Here is a 16,357-nt window from a genome sequence, read left to right as displayed (position 1 = left end):
ACTGTCAGAGCGAGGGCCGCGTATTCCGGCCCTCGCTCTGACGTTGGGCACGCCGATAAGACCTAAGCCAGGCCCGACGCCATCGGCCTAAACGCACCACTCCGGCGGCGTGCACCCCGCGTCGACGAACCGGGCGGACGAGGCAGTGTCATTCTTGACATCACCGCCGAAATTGGCCCAACCGTACGGCTTGACCCGCTGCCAGCGCCCACCGTAAGTGGTGTGTTCGTAGACTCCCAGGTACTGATTGGTGTTGTTGAACACAGAGGACGCCTGGTCATTCAGGTTCACGCCGTTGTGGAACTTGTGATCGGAGAAGTTGGCGACTCCCCCACCGCCCTGGACCAGACCGGCCAGCGTGGCCGGGCTTCCATGGCCATCCTTGTCCTGGAAGAAGCACACCTGCTTCGCCGGGCACGAATAGTCCGCCGAGGCAGGCGAAGAAACTGCGAGGAGAGAGCCGGTCATGGCTACGACGATTCCTGCCCCGGCGGCAAGGGTACGCTTTCTCAACAAGCTCACTTGATCTCCAAATTTCGGAACTGCCACCTGGCGATGGAAGCGAACACGACGGCGCTCGACGTCGAACGATTCGCCCTTCCATCGCACGTCTTCGTTAATGAACGTACGAGGCGAGTCTGTAAGAGCTGTTTATTTCCACTGAACGCCTCCGGCCCGGCACGATCGAGGCGACCAGTCCGCCCTTGGCATTGTTCAGCCACAGTGCAGCGGATTCCACGATCCGTGCCGTCTTCGTCACCTCACGCCGACGCCGACTGGGCCTCCAGCCGCGCCCAGTGCATGATCAAAGGACGCCACCCTGACGGGCGGGGAGATCGACTGCCCGTCCGCGTACCACCCCGAGGAGGTCTGCGGCATGGACCTGCCGTTCGTCGTCACCACGCTGACCCGTCGCGGTCTGCTCACCCCGGGCCGCCCGATCCGGATCGCCTCACAGCTCAACGCGCTGCGTACCTGGGGATGGAGCCTCGCCGGCGAGCTACGCCAGGCGGCCGCCCGCGACCCCGGACGAGCGGCGATCATCGACGAGGACGGCGTCGAGCTGACCTACCAGGCGCTCCTCGACCGGGCCGAGCGGATGGCCCGGTCGATGCGATCCGGGATCGGCGTACAGCCTGGCGACCGGATCGGCGTCCTCTGCCGCAACCACCACGGGCTGATCGAGACGATCGTCGCAGCGACCCTGCTCGGCGTCGACGCGGTGCTCGTCAACACGGGCCTCTCCGCCGCCCAACTGGCGACTGTCGCCGAGGAACAGCGACTGCGGCTGTTGGTGCACGACGACGAGTTCGCCGACCGGGTCCTCGGCCTCCCCGCCGAGCTGCCCCGCCTCGACGAGCGCGCCCGCGAGGAGCTGGTGGCCGGGGCGCTGCCCGGCGAGCTGCACCCGCCGGAGCGCGACGGACGCATCATCGTGCTGACCTCGGGCACCACCGGCGCTCCCAAGGGCGCCCGCCGGCCCACACCCAGCGGTTTCGGGCCGCTCGTGTCCATCATCGACCGCATCCCCCTGCACGCGAAGGACCGGGTGCTGATCGCCGCCCCGATCTTCCACACCTGGGGATTCGCCGCGCTCCAGGTGTGCTTCGCGCTGCGGGCCACCATCGTGCTGCACCGCCGCTTCGACCCGGCCGCCACGCTCGCCGCCCTGGTGGCACACCGCTGCGACGCCCTCTTCGCCGTACCCGTCATGCTCCAGCGGCTGCTGGAAGTGCCCCCGCCGGACCCGCGCCCATCGCTCAAGGTCGTCGCGGTCAGCGGATCGGCCCTACCCGGTGGGCTCGCGCCGAAGTTCATGGACGCGTACGGAGACGTCCTCTACAACCTGTACGGGTCCACCGAGGTCTCCTGGGCGTCCATCGCCAGCCCGCCGGACCTGCGCCAGGCGCCCACCACGGCTGGCCGGCCACCGCACGGCACCCGACTGGAACTGCTCGACGACGCCGACCAACCGGTGCCGCAGGGGCGGGTCGGGCGCATCTTCGTCGGCAACGAGATGCTCTTCGAGGGATACACCTCGGGTGCCACCCGCGAGACCCGCGACGGGTTGCTCGACACCGGCGACCTCGGCCGGCTCAACGCCGACGGGCTGCTCTTCGTGGACGGCCGGGCCGACGACATGATCGTCTCCGGCGGCGAGAACGTGTTCCCGTCCGAGGTGGAGGACCTGCTCGCCCAGCTGCCGCAGGTACGCGAGGCCGCCGTGATCGGCGTACCCGACCCCGAGTACGGCCAGCGACTCGCCGCGTTCCTCGCCCTGCACCCCGGCGAGACGCTCGACCCCGAGGCGGTCCGCGAGTACGTCCGGCACTACCTGGCCCGCTTCTCCGTACCCCGGGACGTGGTCTACGTGAAGTACCTGCCCCGCAACGCCACCGGCAAGGTCCTCGCGCGCGAGCTGCGCCGCTACTACGGCTGATCATCCGGGTGCGCCGACGGCCTCATCGACGTGGGCCCAGACCCGCCTCCTGCGCCAGCAGTGCCGCCTGGGTCCGGTTGGCGCAACCGAGCTTGACCAGAAGCCGCGAGACGTAACCCTTGACGGTGGCCTCGGACAGGTGCAGGCGGCGGGCGATCTGCTGGTTCGACCGCCCGGCCCCGAGGCTCTCCAGCACCTCCACCTCGCGCTCCGTGAGCGACCGGAGCAGGTCACGGGCATGCTGGCTGCGCACCGTCTGCGCAACGAGGCGGTCAGCCGCCACCGCGGAGAGCACCGTGTGCCCGGCGGCCGCCACCCGTACCAGGGCCAGCAGGTCGTCGGGCGACGTCGACTTGAGCAGGAAGCCGGCCGCGCCGGCCCGGAGCGCGCCGGTCACGTAGTCGTCCAGGTCGAACGTGGTGAGCGCCAGGACCCGTGGCGGTGACGGCAGGGTCATGATCCGCTCGGTGGCCCTGATCCCGTCGACGCCCGGCATCCGCAGGTCCATCAGCACCACGTCGGGCCGTAGTCGCACCGCGGCCTCCACCGCGTCCGCCCCGTCGTACGCCTCGCCGACGACCGTCAGGTCCGGTGCGGACCCGAGGATCGTGCACAGGTGGGCGCAGACCATCCGCTCGTCGTCGACGACGAGTACCCGGATCACGACCGCACCGCCGTCGACACCCGCACCGGCAGCGTCGCGTGAACGGCGAAGCCACCCAGCTCCGTCGGTCCGGCCGCGAACGTCCCGCCGAGCACCTCGACGCGGTGCCGCAACCCGGCCAGGCCGGTGCCACCACCGGCGGCGGCCAGGACAGCGTCGGGTGACCGACCCGCCGAGGTGTTCGACACCGTGACCAGCACCGTCTGCCTGCCGTACTCGATCGAGACGGTGGCGGCGGCGCCCGGAGCGTGCTTGTGCACGTTCGTCAGCGACTCCTGGATCAACCGGAACAGCGTCCTGCGTACCGTCGACGCCAGCCCTTCCGGGTCACCCACTTCGGAGAGCCGAACCGGCAGACCGACCGCACGCGAGTCGTCGACCAACCGGGCCAGCTCGGGCGTGTCGTCCGGGACCGGATCAACTGCGGATCGTCCGTCCTCGCCACGCAGCACCCCGACCAGTTCGCGCAGCTCCGTCAAGGCCTGGCAGCCGGTTTCCCGCAGTTCCTCGGCCGCCGCCCGGGCCGTCGGATCCGTGGTGGTGACCCGAAGCGCGCCCGCCTGCAACACCATCAGGTTGATCCGGTGGGTGACCACGTCGTGCATCTCCGCGGCGAGCCGCACCCGCTCGTCGGCGCGCGCCTGATCGGCCAGGAGCAGACGCTCCCGCTCGGCCCGCTCCGCCCGGTCCGTCAACTCCGCCAGCAGGCTCCGCCGGGCACGGACGTACATGCCCAGGACCGCTGCGGCGAGGATGACGGTCGGCGCGGTGAACGGATCGTCGATCGACCAGGCGCTCGCCCCCACCAGGAACGCCACCGTCAGCAGCCCGATGACCGTCCACTGTCGCCACCGCCGACCCCGGCCGTACGCCGTGACCGCGTACGGAACGAGGACGGCGGCCCAGGCCGGCGCGAAGAGGCTGATCCCGGCGATGGTCAGCGCGGCCGTGTACGGACGGTGCCGACGAAAAAGCAGCATGACGGCGGCGGCCACCTGCGCGGCCACGTAGGCCCACGTAGGTGCGGGGATCAGCTTGGTGTCGACGTCCGGATCCGCCAGTTCCAACCCGCCGCCGGCCGCTGTCGCCACAAGCGCGAGCAGCACGTCCATGGCGACCCGGAGCGCCCGGCTACGGCCCATGGCAGCAGGGTAACCGGACGCCCGGGAAACGGCCTGCCGCGCGTACGAGGACCCGACGAACCGCGACCGGCATACGACGAAAGGAGGTAGCGGTCACGACTTTCTCCGCTGACGACGCTCGGCCGCAGCACGGTGGGATCGACTCATGACCGAATCGGTACGGACGACTGACCGGCCACCGGCATCGACCGACGTCTCCACCGTCGGACCGCGTATCGGCGCGCTGGACGCGCTGCGCGGCTTCGCGCTCTGCGGCATCCTGATCATCAACATCTACCAGCAGGTCGTCTTCCGGGGTGCGGCGGCCGGCACCTCGTCACAACTGCCAGAGGCGGTGCAACTGCTCTTCTACGAGCGGTTCTACCCGATCTTCTCGATCCTGTTCGGTGTCGGCTTCGGCATCTTCCTCCGGCGCGCCGCGACCCGGACCAGCCGTCCCCGGGTGGTGCTGGCCCGCCGACTGGTCGTCCTCCTGCTGATCGGTGCCGCGCACTTCGTCGTCCACCCCGGCGAGGCGCTGACCGCGTACGCGTTGGCCGGTCTTGTCGTGCTACTGCCGCTGAGTTACCTCGGTGGGCGCACGGCCCTCGTCGTCGCGGTGCTGTTGCTGCTCGTCGGCGCGCAACTCGTCGTCGGTTACGGGCCCATCCCGGGCCTGCTCGCCCTCGGCTACGCGCTGGCGACACTGGGCGTGCCGGCCGCACTCGAGCGTCGCGCCGGTCGGGTGGCGATCGCGTTCGTCGTCTGCGCCGCGCTAGCGGTGACCTGGATCGTGCTGACCATTCGCGAGGCGGACCTGCCGTTCGTCAACGTTCTCGGCGGACCGGGCGGCGGAGTGAGCCTGCTGCCCCCGCTCGCCGGCATCGCCACCGGCCTCGCGTACTGCTGCGGGCTGTTGCTTCTGCTCCGCACGCCGGTCGGGCCGGCGCTGTCCGCGATCCTGTCACCGATGGGACGCATGGCCCTCACGAACTACCTGAGCGCCACCGTGCTGTTCCTGCTCGCCGGACCGCCGCTGGGCATCGACAGCACCGACGACCTGCCCCGGATCGTGGGCCTCACCGTCGCCATCATCGTCGTCCAGGCCGTGTGGAGCGTGCTCTGGCTACGGTCGTTCCGGTACGGCCCGGTCGAGTGGGCGTGGCGGTGCCTGACGTGGTGGCGACGCGCGCCGATCCGACGTCGGGACACGGAGTCGCCGACCCCAGCCTGACCCACGCGACGACGCGCGCCGATCCGACGTCGCGGCACGGAGCCACCGACCCCAGCCTGACCCACGCGGCAACGCGCGCCGATCCGGCATCGCGGCACGGAGCCACCGAACCCGGCCTGACCCCACGGGACAACGCGCGCCGATCGGCATCGCGGCACGGAGCCGCCGAACCCGGCCTGACCCCACGGGACAACGCACGCCGATCCGGCATCGCCGCACGGAGCCACCGACCCCAGCCTGACCCACGCGACAACGCCCGCCGATCCGGCATCACGGCACGGAGCCACCGAACCCGGCCTGACCCACGCGGATCGGCGGCTTCGGCTCGTCGACCTCGTGCCGGCCGCGCTGGGCCGGCCGATGCCGGAGCGGGTGGCGGCCTCAGCCGGGGATCGTGATCCGGCCGTCGATCGCGGCGGCGGCGATGTCCGTGCGGTGCTGCGAGCCCGCCAGCTCCACCCCGTCCACCAGCGCGTACGCCGCGTCCCGCGCCGTTGCAAGGTCGGGGCCGGTGGCCGTACCACAGAGGACCCGGCCGCCGGCGGACAGCAACGCGCCGTCGCTGGCCCGGCGGGCGGTGCCCGCGTGGATGATGCCCGGCCGGTCCGCACCGGTGATCACGTCGCCGGTGCGCGGCGCGGCCGGATAGCCCTGCGCGGCGAGCACCACGGTGACGGCGGCGCCGTCCCGCCAGCGCAGCGGCGGGTGGTCGGCCAGCGTGCCGGTGGCCGCCGCGTGCAACAACCCACCCAGCGGCGTCTCCAGCAGCGCGAGCACCACCTGGGTCTCCGGGTCACCGAAGCGCGCGTTGAACTCGATCACCCGAGGGCCGGCAGCGGTCATCGCGAGGCCGACATAGAGCAGGCCCGCGAACGGCGTGCCCCGGCGACGCAGCTCCGCCAGCGTCGGGTGGACCACGTCGCGCATGACGTCGTCGACCAGACCCGGCGGGGCCCACGGCAGCGGCGCGTACGCTCCCATGCCACCCGTGTTCGGGCCGGTGTCGCCGTCGCCGATCCGCTTGAAGTCCTGCGCGGGCAGCAGCGGCAGGGCGGCCTCACCGTCGGTGACCACGAACAGGCTGACCTCCGGGCCGTCGAGGAACTCCTCGACCACGACCCGGCCACACTCCGCGGCGTGCGCCAGCGCGGCGGACCGGTCGTCGGTCACCACCACGCCCTTGCCGGCGGCGAGACCGTCGTCCTTCACCACGTACGGCGCGCCGAACTCGTCGAGCGCACGCGCGGCGCTCTCCTCGTCGGTGCAGACGTGCGCCCGGGCGGTCGGTACACCGGCGGCGGTCATCACGTCCTTGGCGAACGCCTTGGAACCCTCCAACTGCGCGGCCTCGCCCGACGGGCCGAAGACGGCGATGCCCTTGGCGCGTACGGCGTCGGCGACACCGGCGACCAGCGGCGCCTCCGGCCCGATCACGACCAGGTCGGCCGCGGTCTCCACCGCCAGCGCCGCGACGGCGGCCGGATCGGTCGAGGTAACGGCCCGCAGCTCGGCGACCTCGGCGATCCCCGGATTGCCAGGAGCGGCAATCAACTCGGAGACGCCCGGATCACGCACCAACCCGAGGGCAAGCGCATGCTCGCGCCCCCCACCACCCACCAAGAGAACCCGCACAACACCTCATCCTAATGCCCACCCCTCCCCACCAACCCTCCCCACCGCCGCCCGTCCCCTCCCCGACCCCCGCCGCCGCCCGCACCCTCCCCGGTGATCATGAAGTTGTTGCCCGCCACCTCGGCGTGTCGGAGCAATAACTTCATGACCACTGATGTCGCGCGGTGGTCATCGCCTGCCGGACGGTCCACGGGATGTAGTCCGGACGCAGTGTGTCCTGCCAGGTGAAACGGAGCACCGTCCAGCCTGCGTTCACCAGGCGGTTCTGGCGGCGCCGGTCAGCGAACACGGCCTCTGGCAAGCCGTGCGGCGAACGGCCGTCGGCCTCGGCGATGATCCGGTAACCACGCCACCCGAGGTCGCCGATGCCCAGTAGATAGCCGTCGTGGTCGCGCACCTCGAGTTGCAGCACATCCGGCGGGACTCTGCCGTCGACGCATCGGAGCCGGGCGCGGGTCTCAAGCGGTGACTGCGCGCGCCCATCCACTTCGGCGAGGAAGGCACGCGCCGCGACCGCACCGCGCCGCCCATTGATCAGGCGCGGCAGCGAGAGCAGGTCTTCGGCTGCCACCAGCCGCCGATTCAGTGCCGAATCCAGCACACTCACCGCCGAGAAGCGATCGACCCGCAGAATCACGTCGGCAAGGGTCCTGAGAGGTCCGGTCATGGTCATTCCGCACACCCGAACAAGTTGCTCGGACGAAATCACCAGTTGGTGGACCACCACCTCCGGATGGGCAACCCGCGCCGGCTTGGCAACCGGGCCAGGCACCGACAGATGAATCATTTCGGTGGCCTGCAGTCCATCCATCCCGTGCAGCTCGACCGCTGTTCCAAGCACTGCCGCGGCCGACGGCCCGAAGGATTCCAGCGCTGCCCTGATCTGCGCCCGACGGGGAACCCCGTCATAGAGATCGGCGTCCACCAGGTAGCTGCCGCGCGCGACGACCCGCCAGCGACCGGCGCGACAGAGCCGCTGCACCTCGTAGGTGGGGAAGCCGGCAGCGCGCGCCTGCCTGAGCGTCACTATCCCGTCACGCGCGTAAGCGACGCGCCGCACCGCAGCCAAGGCATCCACCCGGCCACCCTGGCCGACCAGCAAACCGCCCGAAACCCCCTGTGGACAACCACGTCCACCCTGTGGATAACCCGACCCACCCTCACGCGTCGATCATGAAGTTATTGCCACGACACGCCGAGGTGCCGGGCAATAACTTCATGATCACCGGGGGCAGGGCCGGCGGGCCCGGGGCCCGGGGGACGGGCCCGGGGACGGGTGGGGTTAGGGGAGGAGGGGGTGTTGGACTACGTTTTCGTCTCGGCCTGGGCCTACGCCTATGACGCTCACCCTCGTGTTGCAGAGTTCCTCTACGCGGGCGATGTAGCGGCGGGCGTTCTCCGGCAGGTCCTCGGGGGTGCGGGCCTTGGTGATGTCCTCCCACCACCCGTCCAGCTCCTCGTACACCGGTGTGGCGTGGTGGAAGTCCGTCTGGGTCATCGGCATGTCGTCGACACGCTTGCCGTTGATCTCGTAGCCGACGCAGATCGGCACCTTCGGCAGGCCGGTGAGCACGTCCAGCTTGGTGATGACCAGGTCGGTGACACCGTTGAGGCGGCAGGCGTACCGGGCCACCACCGCGTCGAACCACCCGCACCGGCGCTCCCGGCCGGTCGTGGTGCCGTACTCCGCGCCGATCTTGCGCAGGTGCGCGCCGTTGGCGTCGAACAGCTCGGTCGGGAACGGCCCGGAGCCGACCCGCGTGGTGTACGCCTTGCTCACCGCGATCACCTGGTTGATCGCGGTCGGCGGGATGCCGGCGCCCACGCAGGCCCCGCCGGCGGTCGGGTTGGACGAGGTCACGAAGGGGTACGTGCCGTGGTCCATGTCCAGCATGGTGGCCTGGGCGCCCTCCAGCAGCACCGTCTCGCCCCGGTCCAGGGCGTCCCAGAGCATCGCCCGGGTCTCGGTGATGTACGGCTTGAGCCGCTCGGCGTACTCCAGGTACTCCTCGACCGTGGCCTCGACGTCGATCGCCTTGCGGTTGTAGACCTTGAAGAGCATCTGGTTCTTCTCGCGCAGCGCGAGTTCCAGCTTCTTGCGCAGGATGCCCGGGTCGAGCAGGTCCTGGAGCCGGATGCCCATGCGGGCGACCTTGTCGCCGTACGCGGGACCGATGCCCCGACCGGTGGTACCGATCCGGGAGGAGCCGAGGTAGCGCTCGACGACCCGGTCCAGCGCCCGGTGGTGCGGCATGATGAGGTGCGCGTCACCGGAGATCCGCAGCCGGGACACGTCCACGCCGCGCTCGGCGAGACCGTCGATCTCGGCGAGGAGCACCTTCGGGTCGACGACCACGCCGTTGCCGATGACGATCATCGCGTTCGGCGAGAGCGCCCCGGAGGGCATCAGGTGCAGCGCGTACTTCTGGCCGTCCGGGGTGATCACCGTGTGCCCGGCGTTGTTGCCGCCGGAGTAGCGCACGACGTAGTCGACCCGCTCACCCAGCAGGTCGGTAACCTTGCCCTTGCCCTCGTCGCCCCACTGAGCGCCGATGAGCACGATCGCTGGCATCTTTTCCGCCTCCAGAAGGCTCGGGTGCCAGGTGGCGACCGGTTGGCGAGCCCGGGGTGTCAGGTTAACAAGTAGTGACGGCGCGACCGGCAGGGGTCGCGTCGAGAGGCAGGAGGCTCCTTCGGTGTACGACGTGGTGCTGCTCACCCTCTCGGCGGAGCGGGACGCCTCCGGCGGGTGTGGCAGCGGCGAGGCCTGCTGCGGCGGCGCGGACGCGACAGGCGCGGGCGTCGACAGAACCGGCACCGGACCGACCCCGGGTGACGCCGACGGTTGCGCCGGCGACCGGCCCCGGGTGCCGGTGCTGGCCTGCGCCGACGCGCTGACCGCCCGGGGCGCCCGGGTGCAGATGGTCACCGCCCGCTCGGACGCGGAGATCGACGCCGTACTCGCGCAGCTCGACGGCCCGACCCGTCCGGACGGCCTCACCTGGCCGGACGCGGACGGCAAGACCCGGCTGGTCGTCGCCACGGCCAGCGACGGTCAGTTGCGCGCCGTGCTGCGCCGGCTCGTTCGGCGGTACGCGCCGGCGCCCAGCCGCCGACCGGCGGACCTGCGCGACAACCGGACCCTGCCCGACCTGCCCCCGGTCGCCGTACTCCCCCTCGACCCGGCGCGCGGCGGCGCCCAGCGGGACCTGGCCGCGCAGCTCGGGTTGCCCCGCGACCCGGCGGCCGTGGCGGCCGCGGTGCTCGACGGCACGCCGCGCCGGCTGGATCTGCTGCGCAACGACGGCGGCTCGGTGACCCTGGACGGCGCGCTGTTCGGGGCCGCCGACGACGCGGGTCGACCGCTGCACTGGCGGGCCCGGGTGGAGGTCGACAACACCGTCCTCACGAACGGTGACGAACCGTTGCTGGCCTGCGCGCTCGGCAACGCCGGCGGGTACGCGTCGCTCGACGACGTGACGTTGCTGGCCGCGCCGGACCCGGCGGACGGCCAGGTCGAGGTGGCGGTGGCCGTCCCGGTGGTCGTCCGGTCGGCGTGGGGCCGCAAGCGGGTACGCCTCGAAGTGCGGCGGGCTCGCGGACGGGCGGTGTCGGTGCTGCCCCGCGAGGGAAAGGTGCCCTACCTCGACGACGGCGTCGAGGGTGAACTGACCCGCAAGCGCTCGTGGTGGGTCGAACCGGGCGCCTGGGCGGTCTGGGTGGTCTGACCCCCGTTTCGCCGACCGGCCGTGGTCGGCCGGTGGGCCTATCCTCGCAGGAGGACTGGGGAGGAACCGTAATGGACAAGAACGCCGACCGGGCTCAGGTGCCCGGCCAGCAGCCGGTGCCGGAGCGGGACATCGAACCACTGTGGCCGCCGGATCCGGCCGAGCAGGGCGCAGAGGTGGTACCGCCGTGGGCGGCGGTCGCCGAGCAGCGGGTCACCCCGTCGCAGTCCGGGCCTCAGGCCGTTTCGCCGCCGGTCGCCGCACCACCGATCACGGCACCGTCAGCCGGCCGTCCCGGCGTCCCCGGGCAGCCGGGCGCAGCGGCCCTGCCACCACCGTCTCCGTCGGACTACCCGTCGCTGACCGGGGCGGTGCCGCCTCCGACCGGTTGGGGCGCCAACGGTCCGGGCGGTCCGAGCGGGCCGGGCGCGGGCTGGGCGCCGGCGCAGCCGAGCTGGCCTCCGGCCGATCCGCCGGCCACGTCGCCCACCTCGACGACGTCGCCCGCTCCTGCCGCGCCGCCCGTGGCGCCGACGCCACCGCTCCCGCCCGCGGTGGGCGGGCTCGTCGGGCCTGGAAACGACTCGTCGCCGTCGACCACCGGCACTCCGACCGCCGACGGCGCAACGCCGATCCCCGCCACCAGCTCGGCGTCGTCGGGTGGCGCGAACGGCGCAACAGGCACCGGGGCGGCGGCCGCCGTGACCGGGGCGACCGGCACCACGACCGGAGCGGCGGCGGACGCGCCCGGGGCGGGTTCGGTTGCCGGCCAGTCGGCGGTTCCAGGCGGCGTCGACCTGGATCTGCCCTTCTCCCTGGACCGCCCGCCGGCCGCACCCACCGATCGAGCGGCCACGGCTGGCCTCGGAGCAGCCGGTCCGGCCGTACCAGGGCAGCCCACAGCAGGCGCCGCCACGGCGGGTGCCGGCCCGACAGACCCCAGCACGGCAGAAGCCAGCACGGCAGGCCCCGGCACCGCAGACCCCGGCACGGCAGGCCCGACCGCAGCAGGGCCGACCGCAGCGGAACCGGCGCCGCAGGGTGGCGGGGAGACCGCGCCTGCCGTCGGGACGGCTCGGCCCGCGACCGAATCGCCCTGGGCCTATCCACCGCAGCGACCGGCCAGCCCGCCCCCGTCGGCGCAGGAGCAGGTCAACATCCCGCCGCCACCGATCCCTGCCCCGCCCATTCCGCAGCCGCCGACGACTGCCGTCGACAACGGGGGCGCGGCCGGGCAGACGTACGCGGGTCAAATCTACGGCGGCCAGGCGGCGATCCCTGGTCAGGCCGGCCCCGCGCCGGTGGAGACCCCGCAGCAGGACGCCGTGCCGACCCCGCCGCCGGGGCCGTTTCCTCCGTCGCCGGGCTGGTACCCGCCTCCCTGGCAGCAGGGCACGGCGGCGGCGCCACCCACGCCTCCGCAGCAGTACCAGGAGACCGACCCGGTGGCGCGGGTGCCGGCCACGGGTTACCCGGACGCCACGTGGACGCCGGAGACCACTGCCGCGCCGACGGCCGAGGACTTCGCCCGCCGTCGGCAGGTACGACCCGCGGACCCGGTGGCCACGATGGGCGTACGGGCGGTCGTCAACAAGATGGGCCTGCTCCGGCTCTCTCCGGGGCGGCACGAGCAGGAGCTCAAGCGGGACATCGAGATGGTGCGCCGCAACTTCGGTGGCCTGCGGCAGGTGACCGTGGTCAACCCGAAGGGTGGCGCCGGTAAGACGGTGGCCATCCTGCTGCTCGCCATGACGTTCGGCCAGAAGCGCGGCGGCTACGTGCTGGCCTGGGACAACAACGAGACCCAGGGCACCCTCGGGATGCGCGCCCAGCAGGACTTCCACGCCCGCACGGTGCGCGACATGTTGCGTGACCTCGGGCAGTTCCAGGGCGCGCACGGGCGGGTCGGCGACCTGTCGCAGTACGTACGCTCGCAGGGCGAGGGCATGTTCGACGTGCTCGCCTCGGACGAGTCGGCTACCGGCGGCGAGATGCTGACCGCTGCCGCGTTCGCCGAGATCCGCGAGGTGGTCAGCCGGTTCTACAAGCTGATCTTCGTGGACACGGGCAACAACGTACGGGCGCAGAACTGGCAGGCGTCGATGGACGCCACCGACCAGCTCGTGGTCACCATGTCCGCCCGTAACGACTCGGCGGAGACCGCGGCCCGGATGCTCGACCACCTGGAGCAGAGCGGCCGGCAACGGCTGGTCCGGCAGGCGGTGACCGTGGTGTCGATGCCGCCGTCCCGCAAGGAGATCGACCTGCCGGCCATCCAGGAGCACTTCGCGGCCCGGACGCGGGCGGTGCTGCTGGCGCCGTACGAGCGGCTCATCGACAGTGGCGAGCCGATCCGGTACGGCGGTCTCTCCTCGGCCACCCGGGACGCCTGGCTGAAGATCGCCGCAGCGGTCGCCGAAGGGCTCTGAGCAGCCGACGGCCGGCCCGGTGTCGGGCCGGCCGTCGGAACGGGGTCAGTTGCTGGCCAGCGCGTCCGCCGCTGCCGGGTCGCAGTCGCGCAGGAACTGGGCGCAGCGGGCCGCCTCGTCGGCCTCGCCGATCTCGTCGGCTGCCCGGGAGAGCACGTACAGGCAGCGCAGGAAGCCCCGGTTGGGCTCGTGGGACCACGGCACGGGCCCGTGGCCCTTCCAGCCGTTGCGGCGGAGCTGGTCCAGGCCACGGTGGTAGCCGGTGCGGGCGTACGCGTACCCCGTCACCACCGCGCCGGCCGCGAACGCCCGGGCCGCGAGCGCGCCCCACGCCGCGCTGAAGGTCGGGAAGCGGGCCGCGACCTCGGCGTACGCCTCGTCGGTGCCGGCCTCCTGGGCAGCGGCCAGGGCGGCGTCGGCCTCGTCGTTCGCGGGCAGGAGGGTGGCCGGTGGCTCCGGCAAAAGGTTCTGCATCGCCCCATTCAACCCGCTGGACAGGGCGACATGCGAGCGGGTCGGCGGACGCGTCCCGCTGAACGGCTGAGGAGTTCATCACGCCTGCGGCCTATGCCGCCACCAGGTGTTTTCCGTTACAACTATTGGTCCGGAGCCTCCCCAGGAACCGGTAACGCAGGAGCCCGGTGGCCACGACCGCCGGGCTCCTGTCTCGTCCCGGGCCGCCCGGGGTTTGGTCGACCCCGCCGAAGGGGCAGGATGGCCCGGTGCCGACCCCACCACCCACCGACGTCATCGAACCGCACCTGCACGCCGACGAGATCCAGACCCGGGACGAGTTCGACCGGCAGCTGATCACCGGCCGCCTGACCGGGCTGACCGTGCAGGGGCTACGCCTCGACCTCGCTCCGGTACCCGACCTGACCGGCGTCGAGGTCACCGGCACCCTCTTCGTCGGCTGCCGGTTCGCCTCCCGGGAGGTCGGCGCCGACCTCGTCCGACGCGGCGCGAACGTGGTGCCGCCGTTCTCCGGGCTGCCGTACCCGACCCAGCCGGCGCACCTCTACACCCCGGACGACCTCGCCGCCGGGTTCGTCGAGGGCGGGTTCGTCGGGATGTACGACACCCGGGTGTACGAGCACTACCGGGCGCACGGCGGCGCGCTGCCGGACGTGAAGGAGGCGCTCGGCCAGCGGCTGCACGACCACGGCGTGGACAACGCGCTGGGTGACGCCACCCGCGCCTGGCTGGCGGCGCACGGGTCGCAGTCGGTGGTGGGCATCATGGGCGGGCACGCGGTGCGACGCGGCAGTCCCGCGTACCGGATGGCCGCCGTGCTGGGGTGGGAGCTGGCGCGGGCCGACCGCCTGGTGGTGACCGGCGGCGGTCCCGGGGTGATGGAGGCCGCGAACCTCGGCGCGTGCCTGGCGGACCGACCGGCCACGGATCTGACGGCGGCGATCGACCTGCTGGCCACCGCGCCCGACTTCACCGACCACCACCGGTACACGGCGGTGGCGTTGTCGGTCCGGCAGCGGTACGCGGGCGTACCCCGGCAGCGGGGCGACGAGCTGGGCTGGGCGCGTGCGGGCGGGCTGGCCATCCCGACCTGGCTGTACGGGCACGAGCCGGCCAACCTGTTCGCGGGACGGATCGCGAAGTACTTCTCGAACGCGATCCGGGAAGACACCATCCTGCGCCTCGCCCGAGGTGGCATCGTGTTCGCGCCCGGGCGGGCGGGCACCGTGCAGGAGGTTTTCCAGGCGGCCACCAAGACCTACTACGGCACCGACGGGGCCAGTGGCGCGTACATCTTCCTGGACCGCTCCTACTGGACGCGGGAGCTGCCGGTGGAGGCGTTGCTGCGTCCGCTGCTGGCCGCCTCACCGTTCGGTGACCTGTCGCCGACGATCCACCTCACCGACGACGTCCGCGAGGCCGTCCGCCTGTTGACGGCCTGAACGTCGACGGCCGGCCCCCGCGTGGGGAGCCGGCCGTCGACGGGACGCTTGTTACTTGGTCATCGTGGTGCCGGTGGAGCGCAGGTGCTCGCACGCCTCGACCACGCGGGCGGCCAGGCCGGCCTCGGCGGCCTTGCCCCAGGCGCGCGGGTCGTACTGCTTCTTGTTGCCGACCTCGCCGTCGATCTTCAGCACGCCGTCGTAGTTGCGCAGCATGTGGTCGGCGACGGGCCGGGTGAAGGCGTACTGGGTGTCGGTGTCGATGTTCATCTTCACCACGCCGTAGTCGAGCGCCTCACGGATCTCGCTCAGCAGGGAGCCCGAGCCGCCGTGGAACACCAGGCTCAGCGGCTTGTCCTTGCCGTACTTGGCGCCGACCGCCTCCTGGATCTGGTTGAGGATCTCGGGGCGGAGCTTGACGTTGCCCGGCTTGTAGACGCCGTGCACGTTGCCGAAGGTCAGCGCCGCCATGTAGCGGCCCTTCTCGCCGAGGCCCAGCGCCTCGACCATGGCCAGGCCGTCCTCGGTGGTGGTGTAGAGCTTGTCGTTGATGGCGTTCTCGACGCCGTCCTCCTCGCCGCCCACGACGCCGACCTCGATCTCCAGGACGATCTTGGCCTTGGCGGCCTCGTCCAGGAGCTGGGCGGCGATCTGCAGGTTCTCGGCGACCGGCACGGCCGAGCCGTCCCACATGTGCGACTGGTACAGCGGCTCCTCGCCGCGCTTGACCCGCTCCTGCGAGATGCCCATCAGCGGACGCACGAACTTGTCCAGCTTGTCCTTCGGGCAGTGGTCGGTGTGCAGGGCGATGTTCACCGAGTACTTCTTGGCCACCTCGTGCGCGTACGCGGCGAACGCCACCGCGCCGGTGACCATGTCCTTGATCGAGGGACCGGACAGGTACTCCGCGCCACCGGTGGAGACCTGGATGATGCCGTCGCTCTCCGCGTCGGCGAAGCCCTTGAGCGCCGCGTTCAGCGTCTGGGAGGAGGTCACGTTGATCGCGGGGTACGCGTACCGGCCAGCCTTGGCGCGGTCCAGCATCTCCGCGTAGGCCTCGGGGGAAGCGATGGGCATGTGATGCGCTCCTTACTTACCACTCTCGGCCGTGCTGGCCGCTGTTGTTCGTCTGTGCGCCGGACCGCGCTGTCCTCCGCCCGGCAGTATCCCGCAGGTGAGGTAGGCGGGACCAA

General features: G+C 71.8%; 13 protein-coding genes. 5 read left to right on the top strand and 8 right to left on the bottom strand.

What is annotated here, in order from left to right:
* Positions 1 to 87: 87 nt before the first annotated feature.
* Positions 88 to 609: a peptidase inhibitor family I36 protein gene (locus ACQPZK_RS00810; RefSeq protein WP_433536445.1), complete on the bottom strand. Its 522-nt coding sequence runs from the start codon at positions 607 to 609 to the stop codon at positions 88 to 90.
* Between the two features lie 268 nt (positions 610 to 877).
* Here ACQPZK_RS00810 and ACQPZK_RS00805 point away from each other — a divergent pair, with 268 nt between their 5' ends.
* The gene (locus ACQPZK_RS00805; protein WP_433536444.1) at positions 878 to 2,440 is read left to right on the top strand and encodes an AMP-binding protein; all 1,563 of its coding nucleotides are present in this window, start codon (positions 878 to 880) and stop codon (positions 2,438 to 2,440) included.
* Between the two features lie 22 nt (positions 2,441 to 2,462).
* On the opposite strand, the gene ACQPZK_RS00800 is transcribed toward ACQPZK_RS00805, so the two are convergent.
* Both ACQPZK_RS00800 and ACQPZK_RS00795 read right to left on the bottom strand, forming a co-directional pair.
* Positions 2,463 to 3,104, bottom strand: coding sequence for a response regulator (locus tag ACQPZK_RS00800; protein WP_433536443.1), 642 nt, complete (start codon positions 3,102 to 3,104; stop codon positions 2,463 to 2,465).
* Entirely contained in the window at positions 3,101 to 4,246 is a 1,146-nt protein-coding gene (locus ACQPZK_RS00795; protein WP_433536442.1) for a sensor histidine kinase, read from the bottom strand. The genes ACQPZK_RS00800 and ACQPZK_RS00795 overlap by 4 nt, the downstream gene beginning before the upstream one ends.
* Positions 4,247 to 4,391: 145 nt before the next feature.
* On the opposite strand from ACQPZK_RS00795, the gene ACQPZK_RS00790 reads away from it, so the two are divergent.
* Positions 4,392 to 5,459: a DUF418 domain-containing protein gene (locus ACQPZK_RS00790; RefSeq protein WP_433536441.1), complete on the top strand. Its 1,068-nt coding sequence runs from the start codon at positions 4,392 to 4,394 to the stop codon at positions 5,457 to 5,459.
* Positions 5,460 to 5,840: 381 nt separating this feature from the next.
* Here the strand turns inward: ACQPZK_RS00790 and purD are convergent, their stop codons facing one another.
* From purD to ACQPZK_RS00775, 3 genes are all read right to left on the bottom strand, one after another.
* Entirely contained in the window at positions 5,841 to 7,091 is a 1,251-nt protein-coding gene (gene purD, locus ACQPZK_RS00785; RefSeq protein ID WP_433536440.1) for a phosphoribosylamine--glycine ligase, read from the bottom strand.
* 142 nt (positions 7,092 to 7,233) lie between these two features.
* The gene (locus ACQPZK_RS00780) at positions 7,234 to 8,169 is read right to left on the bottom strand and encodes a type IV toxin-antitoxin system AbiEi family antitoxin domain-containing protein (RefSeq protein ID WP_433536439.1); all 936 of its coding nucleotides are present in this window, start codon (positions 8,167 to 8,169) and stop codon (positions 7,234 to 7,236) included.
* 204 nt (positions 8,170 to 8,373) lie between these two features.
* Positions 8,374 to 9,663 (bottom strand): adenylosuccinate synthase, encoded by a 1,290-nt coding sequence (locus ACQPZK_RS00775; protein ID WP_433536438.1) that lies wholly within the window; start codon positions 9,661 to 9,663, stop codon positions 8,374 to 8,376.
* A 124-nt stretch (positions 9,664 to 9,787) separates the two neighbouring features.
* Between ACQPZK_RS00775 and ACQPZK_RS00770 the strand changes: the two genes are divergently transcribed.
* The gene (locus ACQPZK_RS00770; protein ID WP_433536437.1) at positions 9,788 to 10,819 is read left to right on the top strand and encodes a hypothetical protein; all 1,032 of its coding nucleotides are present in this window, start codon (positions 9,788 to 9,790) and stop codon (positions 10,817 to 10,819) included.
* 71 nt (positions 10,820 to 10,890) lie between these two features.
* Positions 10,891 to 13,248, top strand: coding sequence for a chromosome partitioning protein (locus ACQPZK_RS00765; protein WP_433536436.1), 2,358 nt, complete (start codon positions 10,891 to 10,893; stop codon positions 13,246 to 13,248).
* 45 nt (positions 13,249 to 13,293) lie between these two features.
* Here the strand turns inward: ACQPZK_RS00765 and ACQPZK_RS00760 are convergent, their stop codons facing one another.
* Positions 13,294 to 13,722 carry a DUF3151 domain-containing protein gene (locus ACQPZK_RS00760; protein WP_355048444.1) on the bottom strand — a complete coding sequence of 143 codons (429 nt, stop codon included), beginning with the start codon at positions 13,720 to 13,722 and terminating at the stop codon, positions 13,294 to 13,296.
* A 248-nt stretch (positions 13,723 to 13,970) separates the two neighbouring features.
* On the opposite strand from ACQPZK_RS00760, the gene ACQPZK_RS00755 reads away from it, so the two are divergent.
* Positions 13,971 to 15,164: an LOG family protein gene (locus tag ACQPZK_RS00755; protein ID WP_433536435.1), complete on the top strand. Its 1,194-nt coding sequence runs from the start codon at positions 13,971 to 13,973 to the stop codon at positions 15,162 to 15,164.
* A 51-nt stretch (positions 15,165 to 15,215) separates the two neighbouring features.
* Here the strand turns inward: ACQPZK_RS00755 and fbaA are convergent, their stop codons facing one another.
* Complete coding sequence (fbaA, locus tag ACQPZK_RS00750) at positions 15,216 to 16,241, bottom strand: class II fructose-bisphosphate aldolase (protein ID WP_124771129.1); 1,026 nt, start codon at positions 16,239 to 16,241, stop codon at positions 15,216 to 15,218.
* Positions 16,242 to 16,357 lie beyond the last annotated feature (116 nt).

The organism is Micromonospora sp. CA-249363 (genome assembly GCF_050950185.1).
Lineage (GTDB): Bacteria > Actinomycetota > Actinomycetes > Mycobacteriales > Micromonosporaceae > Micromonospora.
Note: the sequence above shows the minus strand (reverse complement) of the source record. Positions and strands in the feature narration are given on the sequence as shown.